Origin of the sequence: Sphingobium terrigena (genome assembly GCF_003591655.1) — a bacterium.
GTDB classification, from domain to species: Bacteria; Pseudomonadota; Alphaproteobacteria; order Sphingomonadales; family Sphingomonadaceae; genus Sphingobium; species Sphingobium terrigena.
The window spans coordinates 186,434-212,375 of the sequence record NZ_QVRA01000007.1 but is presented as its reverse complement, the minus strand read 5'-3'; the positions used below and the strand labels follow the sequence as shown (position 1 = coordinate 212,375).

Below are 25,942 nucleotides of genomic sequence, written 5' to 3'. Positions count from 1 at the left end.
CGTCCACGCGCTAGTGACAGCCTAAAACCCTGCCCATGATGGCTCAATCACCGCATAGCCGCGCGCAACCAACAACCATAACCAACCCGCCCGGCCAAATCGCCGCTTACGCAAAGGTCTCCTCAAGGGGGAGGAGATCATGGCAGCTTGGGCTAAACCGCGCCCCGCATCCGCGCCAATGCCTTGCGATCGAACCAGGCGCTGATGCCGCCGCGCGGGCGGAAGCGGGGGAGCCAGTCGGGGTAGAGGCTGGCGAGGCGCGGGGGCAAGCCGTCCGGTCCCTCCCGCGTCATGATGTCCGACACGATCCGGTTCTGGAAGAAACGCACCGAATAGTTGATCAGCCTCTTATATTGCATCGCCCAGGTCGATGGGCGGGTCAGGCTGACCTGTTCGCAGACGAAGCCCGCGCCTTCGCAGGCGACGATGCGGGCGACATCCCAGCCGCTATCCTTCTGCAAATCATTATGCGCCCAGGCTGCCACCAGCCCGTCATCGCCGATCAGATCGTCCGGCAGGCGCAGGCCGCGCGTGCGGATCGCGGCCACAAAGCGGCCTGACAGCGCATAGAGATCGCCGAACAATCCGCCCTGCGTGCGCAAATCGCGGCGATAGGTTTCCGCCATCCGGCCATTGACCGGCATCCCGGCGGCGGCATTGGCATGGGGGTGGGCGGCAAGGTCCGCCACCAGCGCGTCGATCGACCCGGCCTGTATCTCCGCGTCGCCATCCATGAAGATGACGGCCTGCTCACTGCCACTCAGCAAATCATGGACCAGATGATTCCAGGTTCGCGACTTGCCACCCGTAGCAATGTCATGGACGATGACATTGGCCCGCCCGCCCGCCGCTGCGCTCGCGCGCGCCACGGTGGCGTCGGTGGTGCCGTTGACCAGCACATGGAAGATCGTGTCCGCCCGGTCGAGCGGCAGCGAGCCAAGGCAAGCGGCGATGCGCTTTTCTTCCTGATGGGCGAAGATGGCGACGGCGACGGACATGGCGTTTAGCGGAAATCCCAGCCCTGCTGGCCATGCTGGCTGGCGTCGAGACCGTCGGCTTCCTCCTGCGCGCTGACGCGCAGCGGCACGACCATCGACACGATCAGCGCGGCGATGGCCGTGCCGATCATGGCCCAGAGCGCGACGACGACAATGCCGATGAGTTGGCTGACCAAAGCGGCGCTGAGGCTGACCGGCGTTTCATAACCGACCCCGCCAAGCAGCGGCAGGACGAAGATGGGGAGCAGCAGGGTGCCGGTGAGGCCAGCCAGTCCGTGGACCACAAACACGCCCGCCGGATCATCGATCCAGCGGCCCGCCAGCCCACCAATCAGGCGACAGACGATCGCGGCGATCACGCCGATCATCATCGCGCCGCCGGTGCCGACCAAAGCGGCGCTGGCGGAAATGGCGGCGATGCCTGCCAGCGCGCCGGACAGGACGCCGGTCGCGCTGCTGCGCGCGCCCAGCAGCCGGTCAAGCAAGGCCCAGACCAAAGCGGCCGCGCAGGCGGCAAAATGATAGTTCAGGATGGCGGTTGCGGCATCGTCGGTCGCGCCCAAGGCCCAGCCGCCGACCACGCCCGACAGGCCGACCCACAGCAGCGCGCCACCCGCCAGGCTCAGCACCGGGGCATGGCCAGGGTCGGACGCTTCGCGTCGCCGCCCGGCGATCAGCGCCAGCGTCAGCGCGGAAAAACCGGCGACGCCATGCACGACCAGCCCGCCGGCAAAATCCAGCACGCCAAGGTCGGCCAGCCAGCCGCCGCCCCACACCGCATGAGCGACCGGCGCATAGACCAGCAACAGCCAGAGCGGCGCAAAGCCGGTCACCCAGCCAAGCCGCGCCCGCTCCGCCACCGCGCCGATCAGCAGGCAGGCGGCGATCAGCGCCAGCGCCATCTGAAACAGGACGAAGGCGGATTCAGGGACGGTCATCCCCTCCCGCAACTGCCCCAGATTGGCGAGCAGCAGGTTCGCACCGCCGCCCAGCCAGGCACTGCCCGGTGCATAGGCGATGGAGTAGCCCGCAATGGCCCAAGTCAGCGACACGACCGCCGCCACCACCGCGCCCTGCGCCATCACCGACAAAGCGTTGCGCACATTGACCAGCCCCGCATGGCGCAGCATCAGCCCCGGCAGCGCGGCCAGCAGCACCAGCAGCGCGCACAAAATCATCCAGCCGGTATCGCCACTATCGGCGGCGGCGACCTGCGCAAAGGCAGGCTGCGGCAGCGCGCTGGCGGCGATCAGGGGCAGGGTCAGGGCAAAACGCATGGGGCATGTTCCGGCTTTGATATTGCGTCGGGGTCTAGCCCGGACGGGGTAAAGACTTCGATAAGCAGGAGCATGGCGTTGACGCGGCGCATTGGCTAGGCTGGGCGACATGAACCCGGACATACGCAATATCGTCATCCTCACTGGTGCTGGCATCTCTGCCGAAAGCGGGCTTGCGACCTTTCGCGGGCCGGATGGATTGTGGGAGGGGCATCGGGTCGAGGACGTTTGCACGCCAGAAGCGATCGCGCGCAATCCCGCGCTGGTGCATCGTTTCTATGACGAACGGCGCGCGAAGCTGGACGAGGTGGCACCCAATGCCGCGCATGATGCGCTGGCGGCGCTTGATCGGGCGTGGCCGGGGGAGTTGCTGATCGTCACGCAAAATGTCGATGACCTGCATGAGCGGGCGGGGGCGAAGCGACTGATCCATATGCATGGCGCGCTTCGATCCGCCCTGTGCGCGGGATGTGGCAAGGCGGTGGCGTGGACCGGATCGCTGCCGCCCGGATCGGTGTGCGATGGCTGCGGGCGGCCAAAGCTGCGGCCCGACATCGTGTTTTTTGGCGAAATGCCCTATGAGATGGACGTAATCGACGATGCGCTGCGCCGCGCGGACCTGTTCGTGTCGATCGGCACGTCGGGCGCGGTCTATCCCGCCGCCGGTTTCGTCCAGACCGCCCGCCATGTCGGAGCAAAGACGCTGGAACTGAATCTCGATCCGTCGGCGGGCAGCACCTATTTCGAGGAAACGCGGCTTGGCCCCGCGAGTGTGCTGGTGCCGGAGATGGTGCGGGAGTTGTTGGCGTAGGGCATAAGGGTTAGAAATATATCCGTTCGGGCTGAGCGAAGTCGAAGCCTTCCACTGAGCGTAGCGAAGTGGCTTCGCCTGCGGCTCAGCCGAGCCCTTCGACTTCGCTCAGGGCGAACGGATTTAATGTTGGTCAGCCAGCACCATCACAACCCGACCCCATTCTCCACCATGTCCGGCTCATCGTCGCGATAGAGGAGCATGACGGAGCCATCCTCGCCGGTTACCGCGCGGATGGGGAGGCTGAGTTGCAGGGCGGAGAGGAATTCGCGGCTGTCGCTGATGCGGAAGCGGCCGCCGATGCGGAGTGCCGATACGCGGGTGTCGCCGATCAGGATCGGCGCGGTGCGGTAGCGGTTGAATTCGCCGGTCGCCTGCTCGATCGTTTCGCCGTCCAGCTCGACCATCTGTTCGCGCCAGGCGGTGCGCTGGCCGACCAGCTTGGGGTCCAGCCGGGTAAGCGCGATGGTGCGCGGCTGGATCACCGCGCCGCTGCCCGCGCTGACCCGCTTCTGGACATTGTCGCCCGAATGGACGGTCACAGTGCCGTGGGTGACGGTCAGTTCGACGATAGAGGGGCGCATCCGCACGTTGAAGGCGGTGCCGATCGCGCGGATGACGGCCGATCGTGCTTCCACGTCGAACGGACGTTCGGGGTCGCGGGCGACGTCGAAGGACGCCTCGCCCTTCAATATGCGGATCTTGCGGCCATTGTCGGTGAAGCGGACTTCGGCCTCGCTGTCGCTGTTGAGGTGCAGGGTCGATCCGTCCTCCAGCGCGATGTCGCGAATCTGGCCGATGCCGGTCTCGAAGCGTTCCACCCCGCTGAAGGTGCGGACGGTGACGATCGCGGCGACGATGAAGAGCATGACCGCGACGGCGGCGGCGACCATGATGTTGCGCGACAGGCGGCGCTGCTGTTCTTCGCTGACGATCTGCGCCATCGGGGGCAGGGTGACGTCGGCGGCGGCGCTTTTCAGTCGCTCGGCTGCTTCCCATGCGGCTTCGGCGCGGGCGAAGGCGACGGCGTGGCTGGGGTCAGCCTCGACCCATTCGCAAATTTCGGCTTCGTCTTGCGGACTGGGGTCGCTGTTAAGCCTGGCCAGCAGGCGCGCTGCTTCCGCTTCGATCGCGGCCCTGGTCCCGCAGCTTGATTCTGGCCCCGACCCCTGCACGTTCGAAATCCGTTTCCTCACGTTCTGCCCAGGCCCGCATAACTATCGCGATGGCTTTGGCCAGATGTTTTTCAACAGTAGAAACGGATAGGGACATCTCCTCCGCTATTTCCAGCATAGATTTTTCGTGGATCCGGCGAAGAATAAAAACGCGGCGACATTGAACAGGCAGCGACTCGACGATGATCTGCACCTGACGCAGCGCTTCACGGGCGTGCAATTGTGTCTCGATCGTGTTTTCGCCGCCCAGCAGTTCCAGGTCAGCCATGGTTTCAAAGCTGACCACCTTGTTCCGGCGGGCGGTGTCGATGACGAGGTTGCGGGCAATGGTGAAGAGATAGGCCCGGCCCGTCGTCACATTTTCCCAATTTTCCGTGGCATAGGCGCGGGTCATGACTTCGGCGACCATGTCGTCCAGTTCATGGGTGGATGGCAGGATGCGTCGCAAGCGGCCGCGTAATGCAGCTTCCTGTGGCAGGATGACGGTTTTGAACCATTCCAGCTTTGCGCGAACCCTATGCACGTCGACCCCCTATTTTGTCAGCCGCGCCTCTCCGTGATTTTTATTTGTCACAATTCAATCATGCTTGCAGGGGTCTGTCCAGCGGCGGAACCATCATATTTTAACGATCCACCAAAAAGGTTCCGCCGCCGGACATAAAACTGTGGATATGTCGCGCCGGAGACTGAAAATTACGCTCAGTCCGGCGGCACCTCTATCGGCGCACTGTCGGGCTGGTCATAATCGGGGCCGACCGGGGTGATTTCGTCCGGTTCGGTCATCGGCAGTTCTTCCGGAGTCGCAGGTGCGGGGGTTTCGGGCGGCGACTGCGGGTCGATGATGTCGGGCGGGGGCACGCCATCCGGGTTAGGCATGGGGTCGGGCTGGGTGGCCATATCTGCCTCTCTCTGCTAAGGGATGAATAGGTTACGCATGGGCAATCACGCGGGTTCCGCGAGCCGACTCACTATCCCTTGCCCTTGCTCACGCTTTTCTCTATGCCGCGCCGACCGGCGACCGATGCGGGCGTGGCGAAATTGGTAGACGCGCCAGATTTAGGTTCTGGTATCGCAAGATGTGGGGGTTCGAGTCCCTTCGCCCGCACCAGTATGCCACCTGCGGCAGCGCCACCGAAATTCAGCTGAAGAAAGCGTTTGAGAGAAGAGATGCAGACTGTCGAGACGTTGAACGAAGGCCTTAAGCGCGCCTACACTGTCACCATCACGTCGAAGGATATCGACGCGCGAGTGGAAAAGGAAGTGAAGGCCATGGCCCCGCAGGTGCGGATGCCTGGTTTCCGCCCCGGTAAGGTGCCCGCCAATCTCGTCAAGAAAATGCATGGCGAAGCGCTCCAGCGCGACGCGCTCAACAACAGCATTCAGGAAAGCATCCAGAAGCTGATCGCCGACCAGAAGCTGCGTCCCGCGATGCAGCCTTCGGTCGAGCTGGACGAAGGCTTCGAGTTCGGCAAGGACGCGGAAATCAAGGTTGCGCTGGAAGTGCTGCCGGACATCGCTGCACCCAGCGTCGAAGGCATCAAGCTGGAACGGCTGACCGTCGAAGTCGCCGACGCGCAGGTCGATGAGGCCGCTGGCCGCATCGCCACGCAGCAGGGCGCGCTGGAAGAAAAGAGCGACGATCATGTCGCGCAGGACGGTGACACGCTGGTCATCGATTTCCTGGGCAAGATCGACGGCGAAGCCTTTGAAGGCGGCGCGGCCGAGGACGTCAAGCTCAAGCTTGGCGCAGGCCAGTTCATCCCCGGTTTCGAGGAGCAGCTGGGCGGCGTGAAGAAGGGCGAAGAGAAGGTCATCGAAGTGACCTTCCCCGACGATTATGGCGCGGCCCATCTGGCCGGCAAGCTCGCCACTTTCGACATCAAGGTGAAGTCGATCCTGGACGGCGACAAGCCCAAGCTGGACGATGATTTCGCCAAGTCGCTGGGTCTGGAAGGACTCGACCAGCTCAAGGATCTGCTCAAGGGCCAGATCGAGCAGGAACATAATGGCCTGACCCGCACCCACATGAAGCGCAAGCTGCTCGACCAGCTGGCCGCTGCCCATGATTTCGACGTGCCGCCGAGCATGGTCGAAGCCGAGTTCGAGCAGATCTGGCAGCAGCTTCAGCATGAAGCGACCCATGAGGAAGATCCGGCCGCCGCGATCGCCGAAATGGAAGCCGAGAAGGAGGATTATCGCGCCATCGCCGTGCGTCGTGTCCGCCTTGGCCTGTTGCTCTCCGAAATCGGCCAGGCCAATGGCGTGACCGTCAGCGACCAGGAAATGAACCGCCTGATCATGCAGGCCGCGCAGCAGTACGGCCCGCAGGACCGTGAGCGTTTCATGCAATATGTCCGTCAGGACCCGATGGCCGCCGCCCAGCTGCGTGCGCCCCTCTACGAGGACAAGGTCGTCGACTTCCTGTTCGACAAGGCCGAAGTCACCGATCGCGCCGTGACCAAGGAAGAACTGGAAGCGGCGATCGAAGCCGAAGATGGCGACATCAAGCCCCATGTCCACGGTCCCGATTGTGGTCATGACCATGACGAAAAGCCCAAGGCGAAGAAGGCCGCGACCAAGAAGGCCGCTGCCGAACCTGCCGCCGACGCCGAAGCAGTAGCCGAGGAAGCGCCGGCCAAGCCCAAGAAGGCCGCCGCCAAGAAGGCTGCCCCCGCCGAGCCGGAAGCCGAAGCACCTGCCGCGGACGCCGCTGCCGAGGAAAAGCCCAAGAAGAAGGCTGCTCCCAAGAAAGCCGCCGCCAAGGCTGAATAAGCCAGGCTGAAATGCGATGAACAAGCGCCCGGCTTCCGACAGGAGGCACGGGCGCTTTTCATTTCGCAGGTGGCATGGCAGAGGAAATATTAACCCTGTCGGTCCATGCCGTTCGGCACGGAAAGCAGCAGGATCGTAAGGCCGATGAAGGAATTTCCCGCCATGACCAGCAACAGCGGGTCGGCAGTACCGCGCATCGCGGTCATCCTGCCCTGCTATAATGAAGCAGGCGCGATCGTGCAGACGGTGGAGGATTTCCGCCGCGCATTGCCCCATGCCGACATTTATGTGTTCGACAATAATAGCAGCGATGGCAGCAGCGACCTGGCGCGGGAGGCTGGCGCGATCGTCCGCCGCGTAAGCCAGCAGGGCAAGGGTCATGTCGTGCGCCGCATGTTCGCCGATGTGGACGCCGACATCTATATCATGGCCGATGGCGACGCGACCTATGAGGCGGCCGCTGCCCCCGCGATGGTCGCGGCGATGCTGGAGGATAATCTCGACATGGTGGTTGGCTGCCGCAAGTCGGAGGCGGAGGAAGCCTATCGCCCCGGCCATCGCCTGGGCAACTGGGCGCTGACCAGTCTGCTCAAGCAATTGTTCGGGCGCAGCTTCACCGACATTTTGTCGGGCTATCGCGTATTTTCCCGCCGCTTCGTCAAAAGCTTCCCGGTGCTGTCGGCGGGTTTCGAGATCGAGACCGAAATCAGCGTCCATGCGCTCGAACTCGCCATGCCGGTGGCCGAAGTCGTCACCGCCTATGGCGCGCGGCCCGAAGGATCGGTCAGCAAGCTTTCCACCTATCGCGACGGTTTCCGCATCCTGCGCACCATCTTCACCCTCTACCGCATCGAGCGGCCGATCCTGTTCTTCGGCGTCATTGCAGCGTTTCTGGCGGCGCTGGGGCTGGGGCTGGCCGCGCCGCTGATCGTCACCTATATGGATACTGGGCTGGTGCCGCGGTTCCCGACCGCCATTCTCGTCACTGGCCTCATGATCCTGGCGACCCTGTCGGGCATGTGCGGCCTCATCCTCGATACCGTGGTGCGCGGGCGGCGGGAGGTGCGGCGGCTCTCTTATCTGGGTTTCCGCGCGCCATCCGACTTCGCCCGGCGCGACTGAACCGGCTTCCTTCCTACACGCCCCCTTGAACCATTTGCCGTTTGTGCCGATGTAGGGGGTGGGCAAAAGCACCTGACTGAAAGAGCAAAATGACCAACATCATGCATGATCCCATGGCCGCGCTGGTTCCTATCGTTATCGAACAGTCGAACCGTGGCGAGCGCAGCTTCGACATTTTCTCGCGCCTGTTGCGGGAACGGATCATCTTCGTGACCGGCCAGGTGGAAGATCACATGGCCTCGCTGATCGTCGCCCAGCTGCTGTTCCTCGAATCGGAAAATCCGAAGAAGGACATCTGGATGTACATCAACTCGCCCGGCGGCGTGGTGACGGCTGGCATGGCGATCCACGACACGATGAAATATATCCGTCCCCAAGTCGGCACCGTATGCATCGGCCAGGCCGCGTCGATGGGCAGCTTCCTGCTGGCCGCCGGTGAGCCGGGCAAGCGGATCGCGCTGGGCAACGCTCGCATCATGATCCACCAGCCATCGGGCGGCGCGCAGGGCATGGCCAGCGATATCGAGATCCAGGCCAAGGAAATCCTGCGTATCCGCCGTCGCCTGAACGACCTGTATGTCGACTATACCGGCAAGTCGCTGGAAGAAATCGAGCGGGCGATGGACCGCGATACCTTCCTGGAGGCCGACGAGGCCAAGGCCTTCGGTCTGGTCGACGAAGTGTTCAGCAAGCGGCCTGCGCTGCCCGAAGCCAGCGACGCTTAAAGCCCATCTTTACCGGGGCGCGCTACTTTCACCCCTTGTGAAACCGGCGTGCCACGGTCTAGGATGAATATGGACCAGAATACCCGCGCCGGAATGCGGTTTTGGTGATTGTTGAACCGGCAGGGAAGAAAGATTGGCGAATGACTAAGCTTACCGGCTCCGATTCCAAGAGCACGCTCTATTGCTCCTTCTGCGGCAAGTCGCAGCATGAAGTGCGCAAGCTGATCGCTGGGCCGACCGTGTTCATCTGTGATGAATGCGTCGAGCTGTGCAACGACATCATCCGCGAGGAGACCAAGGGCGGTCTCGTCGGCAAGAAGGATGGCGGCGTGCCGACCCCGCAGGAAATCTGCGACGTGCTGGACGATTATGTGATCGGCCAGAACCGGGCGAAGCGTGTCCTGTCGGTTGCGGTCCATAACCATTACAAGCGGCTGAACCATGGCAGCAAGCCGGGCGAGGTCGAACTGGCCAAATCCAACATCCTGTTGGTCGGTCCCACCGGCTGCGGCAAGACGCTGCTGGCGCAGACGCTGGCCAAGACGTTCGACGTGCCCTTCACCATGGCTGACGCGACGACGCTGACCGAAGCGGGCTATGTCGGCGAGGATGTGGAGAACATCATCCTCAAGCTGCTCCAGGCGTCGGATTACAATGTCGAGAAGGCGCAGCGCGGTATCGTCTATATCGACGAAATCGACAAGATCAGCCGCAAGGCGGAGAATCCGTCGATAACCCGCGACGTGTCGGGCGAGGGCGTGCAGCAGGCTTTGCTCAAGCTGATGGAAGGCACGACCGCGTCGGTGCCGCCACAGGGCGGGCGCAAGCATCCGCAGCAGGAATTTTTGCAGGTCGACACGACCAACATCCTGTTCATCTGCGGCGGCGCGTTTGCGGGCCTGGAAAAGATCATCGGCGATCGTCTGGAAGCCAAGTCGATCGGCTTTGGCGCCTATGTCGCGGCCCCCGAAGAGCGCAAGACCGGCGAATTGCTGCGGTCGAGCGAGCCGGAAGATTTGCTGAAATTCGGCCTGATCCCCGAATTTGTGGGCCGTCTGCCCGTCATCGCGACGCTGGAAGATCTGGACGTGTCGGCGCTGGTCAAGATTTTGGGTGAGCCCAAGAACGCGCTGGTCAAGCAATATGGCAAGCTGTTCGAGATGGAGAATGTCGACCTCAGCTTCACCGACGAAGCGCTGGTCGCGATCGCCAAGAAGGCGATCGAACGCAAGACCGGCGCGCGCGGCCTGCGCTCGATCCTCGAAGCGATCCTGCTCGATACCATGTTCGACCTGCCCTCCATGCAGGGCGTGGGCGAAGTGGTGGTCGACAAGGATGTGGTCGCGGGCAAGAAAGAACCGATTCGCGTGTTCAGCGAAAGCGCCAAGCGCGCCGAGGACGCCGCCTGATTTCATCATCAGGCTAAGGACAAAAAGGGGCTGACGGGCAACTGTCGGCCCCTTTTTCGTTGGGCGGTTCCGCGCCAGCACAAATATTCCTGCTGCGTTGCAAAATTGCACCACCGTCAAACAGTGGGCTATAAAAGACATAAAATACATATAAAACAATGATATAGATGGGCCATACCCCTTGCCCGGCACACTGCGGGGCTGCTTTGTTCGCACCTGTGACAAAGCTTGTTGTACATTGTAACAAAAGTGCAGCCATAGCATCACAGGGCCGTCGCCAGAGGCCGTCACAGGCGGCTCCGGCTTGCAAGAGCATAACAGCAGGGCGCTCCAGCGCCGCTCCTGAACAAGGGACAAAGGGTCACATGAAACAATTTCTGATGTGCAGCGCCGCGATGATCGCCGTAGCCGCCCCCACCGCCGCTTTCGCCCAGTCGACCGGCTCGATCGATTTTGAAAATGAGATCGTCGTAACCGGCGTGGGCATCGATAATGGTGTGGCCGGGGTGGTTATGCCTGAAACCAGCAAGGCACGCGGCGTTCTCAATCAGGACTTTATCGAGCGGCAGGTTCCGGGCCAATCTATAAACGACATCATCAACCAGCTTCCAGGTGTCAGCTTCTCGAACAATGATCCGTTCGGGTCCGCGGGCGGCACCCTCTACATTCGCGGTTTCGACAATACTCGCATTTCGCAGACGTTCGACGGCGTACCGCTCAACGATTCGGGCGGCTATGCGATCTATTCCAGCCAGCAGCTTGATGCCGAACTGATCGAACAGGTGAACGTTAATCTGGGCACGACCGATGTCGACAGCCCCACGGCGGCTGCAACCGGCTCCACCGTTAACTATCGCTCGCGCAACCCTACTGACGATTTCAGTGTCAAGATGGTGGGGTCTGCAGGCGATTTCTCCTTCTTCCGCATGTTCGGGTCGGTCGATACCGGCGTATTTACGCCATGGGGGACCAAAGCCTATTTTGCGGCGAGCAAGGCGACCAACGACACGATTTTCAACAATCGTGGCGAGATCGACAAAAAGCAGTTCAATGCCAAAATTTATCAGCCGATCGGAAACAATGGCGACTTCATCTCGGTCGCGGCGCACTACAACGAAGCGGCGAACAATCGCTTCGGTTCGGTGACGTTCCGCAACGATGGGGTCGGTGCTGTCCCCAGTCGCTTCCCCAACAACAAGGATGAGCGCGATTATGTGATCCCCTATTGCACGATCGCCATGCCAGCGATCACTGGTGTCGCCGATGCGGCAACCAGCTGCGGATCGACGTTCGATGAACGGGTCAACCCGTCCAAGACGGGCAATATCCGTATCAATTCGCGCTTCACTCTGGCCGACGATCTGATCCTGACGGTTGATCCCAGCTTCCAATATGTCCGCGCCAACGGTGGTGGCACCGCGACGGCGCGCGAAGGGTTCCGCGATATCGATCCGGGCGCGGGTGTGACCAACGCCGTAGGCTATCTCGGTGGCAGCCCCTATTTCGGCTATGACGTCAATGGCGACGGCGACCTGCTTGACTCCATTCGCGTGCTGGCACCCAGCGAGACGAATACCCGCCGTTATGGCCTCATTTCCTCGCTCCGCTATAATTTCTCCGAGGATCAGTCGGTTCGTCTGGCCTACAGCCTCGACTATGCTCGGCATCGCCAGACGGGCGAGATCGAGTTCCTTCGCAACGATGGCCAGCCGGTCAATATTTTCCCGGAGGAAGGCAACCCCCTCAAGGATGCCAGTGGCGCTGTGCTGCAAAAGCGTGACCGCTTGTCCAAGGCGATCCTTCACCAGATTGCGGGCGAATATCGCGGCAAATTTTTCGACACGCTGACGGTCACCGCTGGTGTCCGCGCACCCTTCTTCAAGCGCGATCTGACCAACTATTGCGCCACGTCCAGCGCGACTGGCTTCGTCGAATGTTTTGGAACAAACAGCGCCGCCGCTGCGCAATATGCTGCGCTCAACCCCACCATTCAGGGACCACAGCGCCGCGTCTTGAAATATGACAAGGTGCTGCCGAATGTCGGCCTGACCTATGACGCGACTGGCGCGCTGAGCGTGTTCGGCAACTATTCCAAGGGTTTGCAGGTCCCCGGTACCGATAATCTCTACAATAGTTTCTTCTTTGCGGCCGGAACTGTGTCCGCCAATCCGTCGCCCGAAACTACGGACAATTTCGACCTTGGCCTGCGCTACCGCACCAGCAAGCTCCAGGTGCAGGCATCGCTCTGGTACACGATCTACCAGAACCGCCTGGCGTCGGCCTATGATCCGGAAACGGATCGCACCCTGTATCGCAACCTTGGCCGGGTCGATAAATATGGCGTGGACGGTAGCATTTCATATCGCCCGATCCCCGAAGTTGCGCTTTACGCCTTCGGCTCTTACCTGAAGTCGAAGATCAAGGACGATGTCCTGTACGGCGAATGCAGTGCTGCCAATGTCGTGGCGTCGGCTGTCACGGGTTGCACGGCGGTGGGCGATCCCATCTATGCCCAGACGGCAGGCAAGCGCGAATCTGGTGCGCCGGTCTATACGTTGGGTGGCCGAGCACAGGCGATACTGGGTCCAGTCGAACTCGGCGTGCAGGTCAAGCGTACCGGCCCGCGCTACGTGAACGATCTCAATCAGCCATTTACGCTGGGCGGGACGATCATCGGCGGCGTAGCTGTCGCTGGCGGCACTCAGGTCATGAATGCCAAGGCACCGGCTTATACGCTGGTCGATCTGGATGCGCGGCTCAGTCTGAAATTCATTGGGCTGAACGACAAGACCTTCCTCCAACTCAATGTCAGCAATGTGTTTGACAAGCTTTATTATGGCGGCTTTGACGGCCGCCTGGACGCGGGATTTGCCGCCGCGAGCAACCTGCCGTTCGTGCAGATAGGTTCGCCCCGTACGTTCATCGGTACAGTGGTATTCGGCTTCTGATCCGATCGAATGCGACAAAGCGAAAGGGCGGGGCGCGATCCCCGCCCTTTTTGCGTGGCAATGTAGGAAATCACCGGCTACCGCCGATCATATGGCGCGATATGGGCGAAGTTTGAAAATTTCTACCGCAAACACCCGTCCAGCCCGTCACGCTGCACCGCGCCGATCCGGGCGGCGATGGTGTTGCCGTAGCGGCGGGTGAAGCCGCTGGGGGCGACGGCGGCGCGGCGTTTGGGGAGGGGTAGGATGGCGGCGATACGGGCGGCCTCGGCGCGGGTCAGGCGACCTGCGCCATGTTTGAAATAGCGGATCGCGCCCGCCTGCACGCCATAGGTGCCGATGCCGGTTTCCGCGACGTTCAGATAGACTTCCATGATCCGCTTTTTGCCCCAGATCGCCTCGATCAACATGGTGAACCAGGCCTCGAACCCCTTGCGGACGAAGCCGCCGCCCTGCCACAGGAACACGTTTTTCGCGGTTTGCTGGCTGATCGTCGATCCGCCGCGCACGCGACCGCCGCTGGCATTGTGGATTGCCGCCTTGGCGATGGCATCGACATCGAAGCCATGATGGGTGCAGAATTTGCCGTCCTCTGCCGCAATCGCCGCCCGCGCCATGTCCGGGTCGATCTCGTCCAGGCTCATCCAGTCCTTGGTGATGCCATTGGGGTCGAGCAACATGGTCATCGTCACCGGCGGGGGCACGAAGCGGTAGAGCGTCACCATCAGCAGCGACAGGATGATGAAGCCCATCAGCACCTTGAACGGAATGCTGATCCAGCGGGAACGGCGGCGAGGGGAGGCAGGTGTAGCGGTCATGCCGCCAGCGTAACGCGCCCCGGCCCCTTGTTTCAAGCGCCCTGCAAGATGGCGGGCCGACCACGGTTGATCAGCAGGACCAGCCCCGCGCCGATCAGGCACAGGATTCCCGCCGCGACGAAGGCGGGCATATAGCTGTGCCAGAGGGTGCGCGACAGGCCGCCCGCCATCGCCGCGCTGGCCGCGCCCAGTTGATGCCCGGCGAAGATCCAGCCAAAGACGATATTGGCGCGTTCCTGGCCGAAGCGCTGGGCGGTCAGCTTGACGGTCGGCGGCACGGTCGCGACCCAATCGAGGCCGTAAAAGACCGCGAACAGCGACAGGCTGTAGAGCGAGAAATCGCTGAATGGCAGATAGAGCAATGATGCCCCGCGCAGGCCATAATACCAGAAGAGCAGCCAGCGATTGTCGAACCGGTCGGACAGCCAGCCCGACGCCAGCGTGCCGCCAAAATCGAACAGCCCCATCATCGCCAGCATCGACGCCGCGCCGATCGCCGCCAGCCCATAATCGCCGCACAGGGCGATGAAATGGGTCTGCACCAGGCCGTTGGTGCTGGCGCCGCAAATATAAAAGGACAGGAACAGGAACCAGAAGGTCGGCACCTTCGCCGCGTCACGCAGGACGGTGATCGGCGTCATCAGCAGCGCGCCAAGGCCAGCAGGCTGGGCCGGGACCGGGTGGATGACGCTATCGCCATAGGGCGCAAGGCCCAGGTCGGACGGGCGATCACGCATCAGCAACAGCACGACCAGCGCGGCGAACAGGATCGTGCCGCACACCAGCAGCACCGCAGAGCGCCAGCCGAAACAGTCAGTCAGTCCCGCCAGCAGCGGCAGGAAAGCGAGCTGGCCGGTCGCGGTACTGGCCGACAACAACCCCATCACCAGCCCGCGCCGGTCCGAAAACCAACGGGTCGCGACGGTCGCGCCCAGCACCATAGCAGTGAGGCCGGTGCCAAGGCCAATCACCACACCCCATAGCAGCACCAACTGCCACAGCTGGCTCATGCCCAGCGACAGCAGCAGGCCGGTGATGACGATGCCCAGCGAAATCAGCATCATCCGGCGCACGCCAAAGCGGTTCATGAAGGCGGCGGCAAATGGCCCCATCAGGCCAAACAGCAGGAAGCGGATGGCAAGGGCAGCGGAAATATCGGCGGTGGTCCAGCCAAATTCGCGTTGTAGCGGCACCATGAACACGCCCGGCGCACCGACCGCGCCCGCCACGACCAGCATGGTGAGGAAGGTGGCGAGCAGCACCGCCCAGCCATAATGAATGCGGCGCGCGGCCAGCTTATGGGCCAGTGCGGTTGAGATCATGCTACAGCCCCCAAGCGTCGAACGGATCGCAGCCATATGATCAGCGTGCCACATGTACACAAGGCACCAGTTGCGGGCTGATGGACCGGGTCTAATGAAAACGGCCCCGAATCGCTCCGGGACCGTTTTCTATTGTCGGCGTGTTGATCAGGCGGCGGCGAAGCGCGCCATATGGCTGAGCTTGTCACCTGCGATCCGCATCATCGCCTTTTGCAGCTTTTCAAAGGCGCGGACCTCGATCTGGCGGACACGTTCGCGCGATACGCCATAGACCTGGCTCAGTTCCTCCAGCGTCTTGGGTTCTTCGGCCAGACGCCGTTCGGCCAGGATATGCTTTTCCCGGTCGTTAAGGTCGGTCATCGCCTCGACCAGCATTTCGTGGCGCTGGGTGCGTTCCTGTTCCTCGGCGACGCGCTCGTCCTGCAACGGATCGGTATCCTGCAACCAATCCTGCCACTGGCCGTCGCCGTCCTCCCGCATGGGGACGTTGAGCGACGTGTCGCCGCCCATCGCCATGCGGCGGTTCATCGACACGACATCCTGTTCGGACACGCCCAGATCGGTCGCGATCTTGGTCACATCCTCCGGCTTCAGGTCGCCATCCTCAAACGCTTCGATGTTGTTCTTCATCCGGCGCAGGTTGAAAAACAGCTTCTTCTGCGAGGCGGTGGTGCCCATCTTCACGAGCGACCAGCTGCGCAGGATGAATTCCTGGATCGAGGCGCGAATCCACCACATGGCGTAGGTCGCCAGGCGGAAGCCGCGTTCGGCCTCAAACTTCTTTACGCCCTGCATCAGGCCGATATTGCCTTCGGAAATGAGTTCGCTGACCGGCAGGCCATAGCCGCGATAGCCCATCGCGATCTTCGCCACCAGGCGCAGATGCGAGGTAACCAGTTGGGCCGCAGCCTCAGGGTCCTGATGTTCCTCATACCGCTTGGCGAGCATATATTCCTGCTCAGGTGTCAGAAGCGGAAATTTGCGGATTTCCGAGAGATAGCGGTTGAGGCTGGCTTCACCGCCCAGCGCCGGAACCGCGGGGACATTGCTCGTCTTGGCCATGTCGCTTCACCTTTCCCTTTCATGCGCGGCGGGACCCAGAAGAGGCGTCACAAACACCGGCGCAAACTTGTTCATGTCTATACGTGGAGCAGGCTTAACAGTTCCTGCATATCGGTAGGGAGTGCACTTTGGAACATAAGCCGTTCGTCCGATACCGGATGTATGAACCCAAGGCTTTTTGCGTGCAATGCCTGCCTTTTGAAACCCAGAGTTTCCAGTATTGATTTGAAACCTTTTCTTTCTCTACCGTAAACCGGATCGCCTATCAAGGGGTGTCCGATATGGTGCATATGGACGCGGACCTGATGGGTGCGGCCGGTTTCCAGTCGACATTCCACCATCGCCGCGTCGCGTAGCCGTTCGACCGTGCGATAATGGGTGACGGCATGTTTGCCGCGTCCTTCCCGATGAACCGCCATCTTCTTTCGATCAGCGTCGGACCGGCCAAGCCAGGCATCGACCGTACCGGTGCCGGGGAGGGGATGGCCATAGACGATCGCGGCATAGAGTCGCTCGATGCTGTGATCCTTGAACTGGCGGGCCAGCCCGTCATGCGCCTTGTCCGATTTTGCGACGACCAGCAGCCCGGACGTGTCCTTGTCGATGCGATGGACGATGCCGGGGCGGGCGACGCCGCCAATGCCAGACAACTGGCCATGGCAATGATGCAGCAGGGCGTTGACCAATGTGCCGTCCAGATTGCCTGCGGCGGGATGGACGACCAGCCCGGCGGGCTTGTCCACCACGATCAGGTCTGCATCCTCATGCACGATGGTCAGGGGAATATCCTGCGCCACATTATCGAGCGCGACCGGGGCGGGCATGGTGATGGCGAAGCTCTGGCCGGTCGCGACCTTGATGGTGGTGCCGATCTTGATCGGCTGGCCAGTCGATTGGACATGGCCGTCGTTGATCAGCGCCTTCAACCGTTCGCGCGACAGGTCGGGCAGCAGGTCGGCCAGCGCCCGGTCGAGCCGCATCCCGTCCTGCGCCTGCGCGATTGTCGCTTCGATGATGGAAACCCCCGGACCCATTGGCTAGGGATGTAGGGATGGCGGTCACAATATCAAGGATGCTGCTGGACCAGATCCAGGCGATCGCGGCGGCGGATCGGGCGGAGGTGTGTGGGCTGTTGCTGGGCGCGGCCGGGCGAATCGAGGCGATTGCGCCCGCGATCAATGTCGCGCCAGACCCGGCGCGCCATTTCGAGCTGGACCCGGCGGCGCTGATCGCGGCGCACCGTGCGGCGCGGGCGGGGGGAGCGCCCATCATCGGCCATTATCATTCGCATCCTTCCGGCGTGGCGGTGCCGTCGGCCACGGACGCCGTCTGTGCTGCCCCGGACGGCAGTCTGTGGCTGATCGTTGCGGGGCGCGATGCGCGGCTTTGGGTGGCGCAGGGGGATGGCGCTGGCGGCGTGCGCTTCGCTCCGGCGACGCTGCGGGTCGCATGAACGAAAGGCGGCGCGGCGGGCTTGCATCGCCCGGCACAGCAGCGCATTAGCCAGTCAGGCCATCCTTATTCTTCACAAAAATCGGCGGCACAGACCCTGACATGACCCACCCCATCGACAGCATCGAATTTGCCAGCCTTCTCTGTTCGCGCCTGTGCCACGACCTTTTGAGTCCGGTCGGCGCGCTCAACAATGGGCTGGAACTGATGGCGGACGAGACCGACCCGGACATGCGCCAGCGCTGCCTGGACCTGCTGGCCGACAGCGCGCGGACATCCGCCAACAAACTCAAATATTTCCGCCTGGCCTTTGGCTCTGCCGGGGGCTTTGGCGACGCGGTGCCGCCGCATGAGGCGCGGGTCGCGATCGAGGGGATGTTCGCCGGGACGGGCCGGGTCAAGGTCGGCTGGATGGTCGAGGAACAGATGCTGGGCAAGCTGCCGGTCAAGGTGCTGCTCAACCTGGCGCTGATCGTCGGCGATGCGCTGGTGCGCGGCGGTCAGTTGGACATCGGTGCGGAAAAGCGGCCGGGCGTGACGGAGATTGTCGTGCGGGGCGAGGGGCCGAAGGTCGTGCTGGACCCCGATCTGCGCGCGGCGCTGGCAGGGACGCTGCCGCCCGAAGGGCTGGCATCGCGCACGGCGGCGGCATGGATGGTGCGGCAGCTGGTGACCGGCGCGGGCGGCGAGATTGCGCTGTCGCCTGCGGGTGATCCGGTGTTGCTGTTCGGGGCTTCCATTCCGGGGTGAGGTTTCATCCTCCCGTGTAAGGCGATGATTCCCATATCCTATATCATCGTCATCCCCGCGCAGGCGGGGACCCATTTTCCGACATAAAATCTAGGTTATAGAGTGCTAGATGGGTTCCCGCCTGCGCGGGAATGACGATGAATTGGGTATTGCGCAGCCTTCTGGCACTGGAGGACAGGAGAGCGCTCCGCCTCAATCCTCTTCGTCCAGCACCTTCTCCACCGGGGGATGGAGCCGCAACCGCGTCACCCGTCGCCCGTCGCTGGCCAGGATTTCCAGTTTCCAGCCGCTTTGTTCATGGTCGAGTATCTCGCCCGGTTCCGGTACGCGGCCTGCGATGATGAAGGCCAGGCCGCCCAGCGTGTCGACATCTTCCTCGATATCGCCCAGCTTCTCGTCAATCTCTTCGGCGACGTCGTCCAGTTCGGCGCGGGCGTCGGCTTCCCACAGGCCGCCGGCCAGCGGCACCAGCATCGCTTCGGGCGCGTCGTCATGCTCATCCTCGACATCGCCGACGATTTCCTCGACCAGATCCTCGAACGTCAGCAGCCCTTCGGTGCCGGAATATTCGTCCAGCACGATGGCCAGATGGGTGCGCTTGGCGCGCATTTCGGCGAGCAGGTCGAGCGCGCCCATGCTTTCAGGCACATAGAGCGGCTGGCGGATCAAAGGCTCCAGCGTGTCGGGCACGGGTGCCTTGCCCGCCAGGATCGCGAAGGCGTCGCGGATATGGACCATGCCGACGATGGTATCGAGCGTGTCGCGATAGACCGGGATGCGGCTGTGGCCCGCTTCGGCGAACAGGGCGGCAAGATCGGCGAAGCTCGCTTTCTCCTCGATCGCGATGATATCGGCGCGGGGGACGGCGACGTCATCGACCGTATGTTCGGAAAAATGGAGCAGGTTGCGGACCATCTGGCGCTCGATCGCCGACAGGTCGCCCTTGGCTGGCGGGGATGCGCTATCGTCCTGCTCATCCTCGTCATATTCGTCGAGCGCTTCCTCCAGTTCCTGCCGCAGGGTCGTGGATTCGCCATCGCCGAACAGGAGCGTCTTTATGCCGCTCCATAAACCGCCTTCATTACTACTGTCCGATTCCTTGGAACCGTTGCCGTCCTTCGGGCTGCCCTCAGCCATAGTTCGTCCTATACCCCTGATGTCACTCTATCCCCGTAGGGATCGGAAAGGCCAAGGCTGGCCAGCGCCGCGACTTCCAGCGCTTCCATCGCCTCGGCTTCATTGTCGTCCATATGATCATATCCAAGCAAATGAAAAGTCCCGTGGATAATCAAATGGGCGGCATGATCGGCGATCGAGATGCCCTTGTCGGTCGCTTCGGCGGCGCAAACGCCTTCCGCCAGCACGATGTCGCCCAGCAATACCTCGCCATCGTCGGTGTTGGACGTGCCTTGCAACAGGTCGGCCTGCACCATCGGGAAGGACAGGACGTTGGTGGGCTTGTCCTTGTCCCGATAGGCACGGTTGAGGCTGTGGACTTCATCGTCCGTGGTCAGCTTGACCGCGACTTCGTACATCGCTTCGTCCGTCGCGAAGTTGGTATAGGGGCTGTGGGTGATGGCGGCGAACACGGCGCGCTGGGCGAGCAGTTCCCAGTCCGTGCCAGGCCAGCCGGTGTCGTGGAGGACGGCGACGTCAATCATTGGCCACATCCCACTCCGTTCGCACTGAGCCTGTCGAAGTGCCATGCCGAGCGAAGCGAGGTGCCTTCGCTTCGCTCAGGTGAAGGCTTCGACTTCGCTCAGCCCGAACGGAACTATACCCTATATTACGCATCCGGCCCCTCATAAGCCTGCACGATCCGGCCGACGACGGGATGACGCACGACGTCACCGATGCCGAACGGCACCATCGCGATGCCCTCTACCCCGTCCAGCCGCGCGACCGCATCGGCCAGGCCCGACGCGCCCGGTTGCGGCAGATCGACCTGCTTGGGATCGCCGCAAATGACCATGCGGCTGCCTTCGCCAAAGCGGGTCAGAAACATCTTCATCTGCGCGATGGTGGTGTTCTGCGCTTCGTCCAGCACGATGAACGCGTTGGCGAGCGTTCGCCCGCGCATGAAGGCGAGCGGGGCGATCTCTATTTCTCCGCTAGCGATGCGCCGTTCGACCTGCTCGGCGGGCAGCGTGTCGTAGAGCGCATCGTAGATCGGGCGGAGATAGGGATCGACCTTCTCCTTCATGTCGCCGGGCAGGAAGCCCAGCCGCTCGCCCGCCTCGACGGCGGGACGCGACAGGATCAGCTTGTCGACCGTTCCGGTGATGAGCTGGCTGACCGCCTGCGCGACGGCCAGATAGGTCTTGCCGGTGCCTGCCGGACCCAGTGCGAAAATGATATCGTTCCGGTTCATCGCCTCCATATAGGTGACCTGGGTGGCGGAGCGGGGGACGATGGTTTTCTTGCGGGTGCGGATCATCACCGTGGGCGGTTCGGCCACGTCATGGCGGATGATGCCGTCCAGCGTGGGTTCGGATGACATGGCGATCACAGCCTCGACCGCGCCCGCGTCAATCTGTTGCCCGGCGACGATGCGGTTATAGAGGCCGGTCATGACGTCGCGCGCGCGGGCGGCGGCTTCCGCCTCGCCCTCAATCTGCAACTTGTTGCCGCGCGCGGCGATATAGACGCCAAGGCGATTTTCGATCGCGACCAGATTCTGGTCATATTGGCCGAACAAAGTGCCCAGCAGATGCGGCTTTTCAAACGTGACTTCGAGCCGCGCGCGTTCGGCGATGTCGGTGCGGGGTTGGTGCGGTTTCTTGCCCATTCAAAAGCCTCCCTTGCTCGTCATGCATCTCGTGAGGATCGGCGGGAGCCGTAAATCGGGGAGATGGCGTCCCACAGATGCGGGAATGACGAGGCTTTGGTTCAAGCGGCTTTCCTCCTGCTACATTCGCCGGCCAGACTATTGGGACCGGCGCTGATGATGTCGACGTCTATCATGTCACCGATAACATGGTCGGGCGCGGTGACGTGAACCGATTGCAGCCATGGCGTCTTGCCGATCAGCTGGCCGGGGAAGCGGCCCGTGCGTTCCAGCAATATGGTGGTGCGGCGACCGACCGTGGCGGCGTTGAATTCGACCTGACGCCGGTTGATCGCAGCCTGTAGCCGGGCAAGGCGATCGTCCATGACATCGGCGGCTACCTGCCCGTCCATGTCGGCGGCGGGGGTGCCGGGGCGGGGGCTATATTTGAAGGAATAGCATTGGGCATAGCCCACGGCATCGACGATGCGGAGCGTGTCGGCAAATTCTTCTTGGGTCTCGCCGGGGAAGCCGACGATGAAGTCGCCCGACACCGCAATGTCCGGCCGCGCCGCGCGCACCCGTTCGATCAGGCGCAGATAGGAATCGACGCTGTGGCTGCGGTTCATGGCTTTGAGGATGCGGTCATTGCCCGACTGCACCGGCAGATGGAGGAAAGGCATCAGCTTGTCGATCTCGCCATGGGCGGCGATCAGGCCGTCGCTCATGTCGTTGGGGTGGCTGGTGGTGTAGCGGATACGCTGGAGTGCGTCGATCTTCGCCAGTTCGCGAACCAGCCCGTCCATGCCCTGCGCGCGGCCCTTGTCATCCTCGCCCGTCCAGGCATTCACATTCTGGCCCAGCAGGGTGATTTCCTTGACCCCGCCATCGACCAAAGCTTTCGCCTCGTCGATGATCGCGTCCCACGACCGGCTGATTTCCGCGCCGCGCGTATAGGGGACGACGCAATAGGTGCAGAATTTGTCGCACCCTTCCATGATTGTCAGGAAAGCGGTGGGTCGCGCCTGTTTGGTGCGGACGGGCAGCGCGTCGAATTTCGACTCTGCGGGCATATCGGTATCGACCGCCGCTTCGCCGCGACCGGCCTTTGCGATCAGGTCGGGCAGGCGGTGATAGGCTTGCGGGCCGACGACGATGTCCACGGTCTTGGCGCGGCGGCTGATCTCGCTGCCCTCCGCCTGCGCGACGCAGCCAGCGACGGCGATCATCGGGCGGCTGCCATCCTCGCGGGTCATACGGCCGATGTCGGAATAGACCTTGTCCACTGCCTTTTCGCGGATGTGGCAGGTGTTGAGGATTACCAGATCGGCGTCGTTTCCGTCCGTGGCGGCAGTCATTCCACGCTCGCCCAGCATCTCGGCCATGCGTTCGCCATCATAGACGTTCATCTGACAGCCGAAGGATTTGACGTGGAAAGTGGCCGGAGTCTTGGGCGGTAGGGGACGATTCATGGCCCAGCTATACAGGCGGCAGGGGGGTAGCGGAAGGCCGATGCTGCGATGCGGCGCTATCGGGCGCATTTTGCGCGATACTGGCCGCTATTGCGTCCCGCGCTGTGGCGGCGATGACCTTGCGATCGGCGCAATCGGCAGGATCGAACGGCTCCAGAAAGCGCAGCGTCACGTCCAGCCGCCCCTTGCGACCCAAAATGCGCCAGGCGTTGGTTCCGGCGGGTTCGTCGCCATGCCAGGCGATGGCGGATGTGGCCGCGCCATAGTCGATATGCACCGGCTGAATCAGCACCGCGCGCGGCGGCGGCAGCAGCACGGCAAGCAGCGAAGGCTTGAACGGCAGCAGCCCGCTGCCGTCGCTGGTCGTGCCTTCGGGGAAAAGCGCAACCGGTTGATGCCCCAGCATGGCGGCGCGCAGCGCGTCGATCTGCCCAGACAGCGCGCCGCGCCGTTCACGGGCGACGAATAAGGTGTTGTTCTGCGCGGCCAGCCAGCCGACCACCGGCCAGCGGGCAATGCCGTCATGCGCGACAAAGGCCGCGCCGGTCGCGCCGCCCATGGCCAATATGTCGATCCAGCTGACATGATTGGCGAGCAGGAACATATCGCCGTCGTGCGGTTGCCCCGCAATCCGCGCCCGTGCCCCAACCGAACGTGCGGCCATCGCCAGAAAGCGGCGCGGCCAGGGGGATCGAAGACGCAGGAGGCGCCAGAGCAAATGGGGAAACAGGCACAGCAGCAGGCTGGCGATCAGCGCGGCTATGCGCGTCCAGCGGCGGAGCAGCAGCAGTGCGTCAGTTCTTCCGGTCTAGGGCGACGCCGTACAATTCCATGCGATGATCGACCAGCCGGAAACCCAGCTTTTCGGCGATCTGCTTCTGCAACTGTTCCAGTTCGGGGTCGACAAATTCGATGACGTTGCCGGTTTCGACATCGATCAGATGATCGTGATGCGATTCGGGCGCGGCCTCATAACGGGCGCGGCCGTCGCCAAAGTCGTGCCGCTCCAAAATCCCCGCTTCTTCGAACAGGCGCACGGTGCGATAAACGGTGGCGATCGAAATGCCAGGGTCGATCGCGGCAGACCGTTTGTGCAACTCCTCGACATCGGGATGGTCGACGGCATCGCTCAACACCTGGGCGATCACCCGGCGCTGTTCGGTGATGCGCAGCCCCTTTTCGTGGCACAGGGCTTCGACGTCGATCTTGCGGTTCATGGAGTCTCGCTGGCTTTAGAGGTGCGGACAGTCAGACAAAGCCTAGCGGCTTTTCCCGTCGCGTAAAGGGGCACATGCCGACATGTGCCCCCAGACGCAAGACCGTTCCGTCAGCCGGGCGGATTACTTTGCGGCGCTGCCCGTGCGGCGACGCTTGGTGCCAAGGCCAATCTTCTTGGCCAGCGAGCGACGCTGTTCGGCATAGTTGGGAGCGACCATCGGATAGTCGGCGGGCAGGTTCCACTTGGCGCGATAGTCGTCGGGCGTCATCTGATAATGAGTCATCAGGTGGCGCTTTAGCATCTTGAGTTTCTTGCCATCTTCCAGGCAGATGATGAAATCGGGCTTGATCGAGGAACGCACCGAAACGGCGGGTTCGGGCTTTACTTCCGGTACGGTGATCGGTTCGCTCAGGCCCGACAAGGCGGCATGGACATTCTGAATCAGAGCGGCGACATCAGAGACGGACACGCTGTTGTTGGAAACATGCGCGGCGACAATGTCGGACGTCAAAGTAATAAGCAGTTCGCTCTGGGCGGATTCGATTTCCATTGTCCTGTATCCTGTAAGGCTATTGTTGTGCGACCCGTCCTACGAGATTCATTTCAGGAGCGGTACGGCTGCGCTAGACCTTGCCGATCATTTTCGCAAGAGTTTATGGCTTCACGCCAGCATGTCGATGCGAAAACTTAGAGCATCATATAGTTGTCCGTCATTACCGCGATAGTAACCGGGGCGACGATGTACATATTCAAATCCTGCCTTCTCATAAAGATGGACAGCATTGTTGCTGGCGCGCACTTCCAGATTCATGGATGTGATGCCTTTGCGACGTGCAGTGCGCAAACTGTCGCGCAGCAACGCTCCGCCAATGCCGCGCCCGCGCCAGGCCGGATCGACCGCCAGCAGCAGTAATTCGCACTCGTCCAGCACGGATCGCACCAGCGCAAAGCCCAGCGGTGCCGCGTCCACGCGCGCGATCGTCAGCCATGTGCCGGGCATCATCATGACGCCGGCCAGTTGCGGTAAGGTCCACGCCTCGCCAAAAACCGGATCGAAGGCGGACTCCATCACCGCCATTGCGTCCGCCATCGCGTTGCGCTCGCTCTGGTCATAGGTGTCGAGGACAAGGCCCGGCATCATGACGCCGCGCGCTCCGCCATGGTCTGCGCATCGGCACCACGTCCATAGATCGGCGTCGGGGGGAGGGCGGGCAGGGCGGCGATCAGGCTGTAATCCGCCGCATCGGGATAGAGATTGACAGCGGCACCATGGCCGCGCGCTGTCACCAGTGCCTCAGCTCCGGTGCCATAAAGGGTAGAGATATCAAGCTGCGTTGCCAGAGTGGCGATAGCGGTCGAGGCGATCGGCGTGGTCGCGCTCAGCCCATCGGCAGTGAAGCATTGCCAGAAGAGTTCGCCATGACCGCCAGTGATGGTGACGGCGATCGGCCCGTCACTGGCATGGATTTGCGCGGCCTGCGCCGCGATCAGCGACGGGGCGCTATATCCGTGGAGTGGCAGTCCCCAGGCCAGCGCCAGCGCGCGGGCGGCGGCGATGCCGATGCGGACGCCGGTGAAGCTGCCGGGACCGACATTGACGGCGATGGCGTCGGCGCGCCCGCCATCGGGCAGGGCGGCAATGGCGGGCAACAAAGCTTCGGCATGGCCGCGCCCGACAATTTCATGGAAGCGCGCGACCGGCACGCCTTCTTCCAGCAGCGCCACGGACAAAGCCTGTGTCGCGGTGTCAATCACCAGCAGGCGCAAACGATACTCCCCTCAAGACTTCTCTTGCGGTTAGTCGATCCGCGGCGATTTGCCAAATGGAGGAAAGGGAAGGCCG

General features: G+C 62.5%; 26 protein-coding genes and 1 tRNA gene. 9 read left to right on the top strand and 18 right to left on the bottom strand.

Annotated elements, in window-relative coordinates; all coding sequences use genetic code 11:
* Positions 1-152 precede the first annotated feature (152 nt).
* Positions 153-998, bottom strand: coding sequence for a glycosyltransferase (locus tag D0Z70_RS10450; RefSeq protein ID WP_119746056.1), 846 nt, complete (start codon positions 996-998; stop codon positions 153-155).
* A gap of 5 nt (positions 999-1,003) precedes the next feature.
* Positions 1,004-2,275, bottom strand: coding sequence for an ammonium transporter (locus tag D0Z70_RS10445; protein WP_119746054.1), 1,272 nt, complete (start codon positions 2,273-2,275; stop codon positions 1,004-1,006).
* Positions 2,276-2,384: 109 nt separating this feature from the next.
* Here D0Z70_RS10445 and D0Z70_RS10440 point away from each other — a divergent pair, with 109 nt between their 5' ends.
* Positions 2,385-3,086, top strand: a complete 702-nt coding sequence (locus D0Z70_RS10440) for an NAD-dependent deacylase (protein ID WP_119746052.1) — start codon at positions 2,385-2,387, stop codon at positions 3,084-3,086.
* A 146-nt stretch (positions 3,087-3,232) separates the two neighbouring features.
* On the opposite strand, the gene D0Z70_RS10435 is transcribed toward D0Z70_RS10440, so the two are convergent.
* The 3 genes from D0Z70_RS10435 to D0Z70_RS10425 form a co-directional block, all read right to left on the bottom strand.
* Positions 3,233-4,261 (bottom strand): FecR family protein, encoded by a 1,029-nt coding sequence (locus tag D0Z70_RS10435; protein WP_119746050.1) that lies wholly within the window; start codon positions 4,259-4,261, stop codon positions 3,233-3,235.
* Entirely contained in the window at positions 4,179-4,784 is a 606-nt protein-coding gene (locus D0Z70_RS10430; RefSeq protein ID WP_119746048.1) for an RNA polymerase sigma factor, read from the bottom strand. The genes D0Z70_RS10435 and D0Z70_RS10430 overlap by 83 nt, the downstream gene beginning before the upstream one ends.
* Positions 4,785-4,960: 176 nt before the next feature.
* Positions 4,961-5,158 carry a hypothetical protein gene (locus tag D0Z70_RS10425; RefSeq protein ID WP_119746046.1) on the bottom strand — a complete coding sequence of 66 codons (198 nt, stop codon included), beginning with the start codon at positions 5,156-5,158 and terminating at the stop codon, positions 4,961-4,963.
* 126 nt (positions 5,159-5,284) lie between these two features.
* On the opposite strand from D0Z70_RS10425, the gene D0Z70_RS10420 reads away from it, so the two are divergent.
* From D0Z70_RS10420 to D0Z70_RS10395, 6 genes are all read left to right on the top strand, one after another.
* Positions 5,285-5,369, top strand: a tRNA-Leu gene (locus tag D0Z70_RS10420).
* A gap of 59 nt (positions 5,370-5,428) precedes the next feature.
* Positions 5,429-7,033: a trigger factor gene (gene tig, locus D0Z70_RS10415; protein ID WP_119746044.1), complete on the top strand. Its 1,605-nt coding sequence runs from the start codon at positions 5,429-5,431 to the stop codon at positions 7,031-7,033.
* 144 nt (positions 7,034-7,177) lie between these two features.
* Positions 7,178-8,155 carry a glycosyltransferase family 2 protein gene (locus tag D0Z70_RS10410; protein ID WP_119746085.1) on the top strand — a complete coding sequence of 326 codons (978 nt, stop codon included), beginning with the start codon at positions 7,178-7,180 and terminating at the stop codon, positions 8,153-8,155.
* 89 nt (positions 8,156-8,244) lie between these two features.
* On the top strand, positions 8,245-8,880 hold the full coding sequence (gene clpP, locus D0Z70_RS10405; RefSeq protein ID WP_119746042.1) for an ATP-dependent Clp endopeptidase proteolytic subunit ClpP: 636 nt from the start codon (positions 8,245-8,247) through the stop codon (positions 8,878-8,880).
* 140 nt (positions 8,881-9,020) lie between these two features.
* Positions 9,021-10,289 carry an ATP-dependent Clp protease ATP-binding subunit ClpX gene (clpX, locus tag D0Z70_RS10400; RefSeq protein ID WP_037491445.1) on the top strand — a complete coding sequence of 423 codons (1,269 nt, stop codon included), beginning with the start codon at positions 9,021-9,023 and terminating at the stop codon, positions 10,287-10,289.
* Between the two features lie 365 nt (positions 10,290-10,654).
* A complete protein-coding gene (locus D0Z70_RS10395) occupies positions 10,655-13,237 on the top strand; it encodes a TonB-dependent receptor (RefSeq protein ID WP_119746039.1) in 2,583 nt (860 codons plus the stop codon).
* Between the two features lie 122 nt (positions 13,238-13,359).
* On the opposite strand, the gene mtgA is transcribed toward D0Z70_RS10395, so the two are convergent.
* The 4 genes from mtgA to D0Z70_RS10375 form a co-directional block, all read right to left on the bottom strand.
* The gene (gene mtgA / locus D0Z70_RS10390; protein WP_119746037.1) at positions 13,360-14,055 is read right to left on the bottom strand and encodes a monofunctional biosynthetic peptidoglycan transglycosylase; all 696 of its coding nucleotides are present in this window, start codon (positions 14,053-14,055) and stop codon (positions 13,360-13,362) included.
* A 32-nt stretch (positions 14,056-14,087) separates the two neighbouring features.
* Positions 14,088-15,377, bottom strand: a complete 1,290-nt coding sequence (locus D0Z70_RS10385) for an MFS transporter (RefSeq protein ID WP_119746035.1) — start codon at positions 15,375-15,377, stop codon at positions 14,088-14,090.
* A gap of 147 nt (positions 15,378-15,524) precedes the next feature.
* Entirely contained in the window at positions 15,525-16,439 is a 915-nt protein-coding gene (rpoH, locus tag D0Z70_RS10380; RefSeq protein ID WP_119746033.1) for an RNA polymerase sigma factor RpoH, read from the bottom strand.
* A 77-nt stretch (positions 16,440-16,516) separates the two neighbouring features.
* Entirely contained in the window at positions 16,517-17,473 is a 957-nt protein-coding gene (locus D0Z70_RS10375) for an RluA family pseudouridine synthase (RefSeq protein WP_119746031.1), read from the bottom strand.
* A 17-nt stretch (positions 17,474-17,490) separates the two neighbouring features.
* Here D0Z70_RS10375 and D0Z70_RS10370 point away from each other — a divergent pair, with 17 nt between their 5' ends.
* Entirely contained in the window at positions 17,491-17,892 is a 402-nt protein-coding gene (locus D0Z70_RS10370) for a M67 family metallopeptidase (protein ID WP_119746029.1), read from the top strand.
* 101 nt (positions 17,893-17,993) lie between these two features.
* Positions 17,994-18,641: a histidine phosphotransferase family protein gene (locus D0Z70_RS10365; protein ID WP_119746027.1), complete on the top strand. Its 648-nt coding sequence runs from the start codon at positions 17,994-17,996 to the stop codon at positions 18,639-18,641.
* A 192-nt stretch (positions 18,642-18,833) separates the two neighbouring features.
* On the opposite strand, the gene D0Z70_RS10360 is transcribed toward D0Z70_RS10365, so the two are convergent.
* The 9 genes from D0Z70_RS10360 to tsaB all read right to left on the bottom strand — a co-directional run bounded on the left by D0Z70_RS10360 (position 18,834) and on the right by tsaB (position 25,866).
* Positions 18,834-19,778 carry a hemolysin family protein gene (locus D0Z70_RS10360; RefSeq protein ID WP_119746025.1) on the bottom strand — a complete coding sequence of 315 codons (945 nt, stop codon included), beginning with the start codon at positions 19,776-19,778 and terminating at the stop codon, positions 18,834-18,836.
* A gap of 8 nt (positions 19,779-19,786) precedes the next feature.
* Positions 19,787-20,302, bottom strand: a complete 516-nt coding sequence (ybeY, locus tag D0Z70_RS10355) for an rRNA maturation RNase YbeY (RefSeq protein ID WP_119746083.1) — start codon at positions 20,300-20,302, stop codon at positions 19,787-19,789.
* 125 nt (positions 20,303-20,427) lie between these two features.
* A complete protein-coding gene (locus tag D0Z70_RS10350) occupies positions 20,428-21,429 on the bottom strand; it encodes a PhoH family protein (RefSeq protein ID WP_119746023.1) in 1,002 nt (333 codons plus the stop codon).
* Between the two features lie 101 nt (positions 21,430-21,530).
* A complete protein-coding gene (gene miaB, locus D0Z70_RS10345; protein ID WP_119746021.1) occupies positions 21,531-22,880 on the bottom strand; it encodes a tRNA (N6-isopentenyl adenosine(37)-C2)-methylthiotransferase MiaB in 1,350 nt (449 codons plus the stop codon).
* Between the two features lie 7 nt (positions 22,881-22,887).
* A complete protein-coding gene (locus D0Z70_RS10340) occupies positions 22,888-23,544 on the bottom strand; it encodes a lysophospholipid acyltransferase family protein (RefSeq protein WP_420820376.1) in 657 nt (218 codons plus the stop codon).
* 130 nt (positions 23,545-23,674) lie between these two features.
* Positions 23,675-24,097 (bottom strand): Fur family transcriptional regulator, encoded by a 423-nt coding sequence (locus D0Z70_RS10335; protein ID WP_119746017.1) that lies wholly within the window; start codon positions 24,095-24,097, stop codon positions 23,675-23,677.
* 123 nt (positions 24,098-24,220) lie between these two features.
* A complete protein-coding gene (locus D0Z70_RS10330) occupies positions 24,221-24,649 on the bottom strand; it encodes a Ros/MucR family transcriptional regulator (RefSeq protein WP_119746015.1) in 429 nt (142 codons plus the stop codon).
* A gap of 111 nt (positions 24,650-24,760) precedes the next feature.
* Positions 24,761-25,240 carry a GNAT family N-acetyltransferase gene (locus D0Z70_RS10325; RefSeq protein WP_119746013.1) on the bottom strand — a complete coding sequence of 160 codons (480 nt, stop codon included), beginning with the start codon at positions 25,238-25,240 and terminating at the stop codon, positions 24,761-24,763.
* Complete coding sequence (tsaB, locus tag D0Z70_RS10320; protein ID WP_119746011.1) at positions 25,237-25,866, bottom strand: tRNA (adenosine(37)-N6)-threonylcarbamoyltransferase complex dimerization subunit type 1 TsaB; 630 nt, start codon at positions 25,864-25,866, stop codon at positions 25,237-25,239. The genes D0Z70_RS10325 and tsaB overlap by 4 nt, the downstream gene beginning before the upstream one ends.
* Positions 25,867-25,942 lie beyond the last annotated feature (76 nt).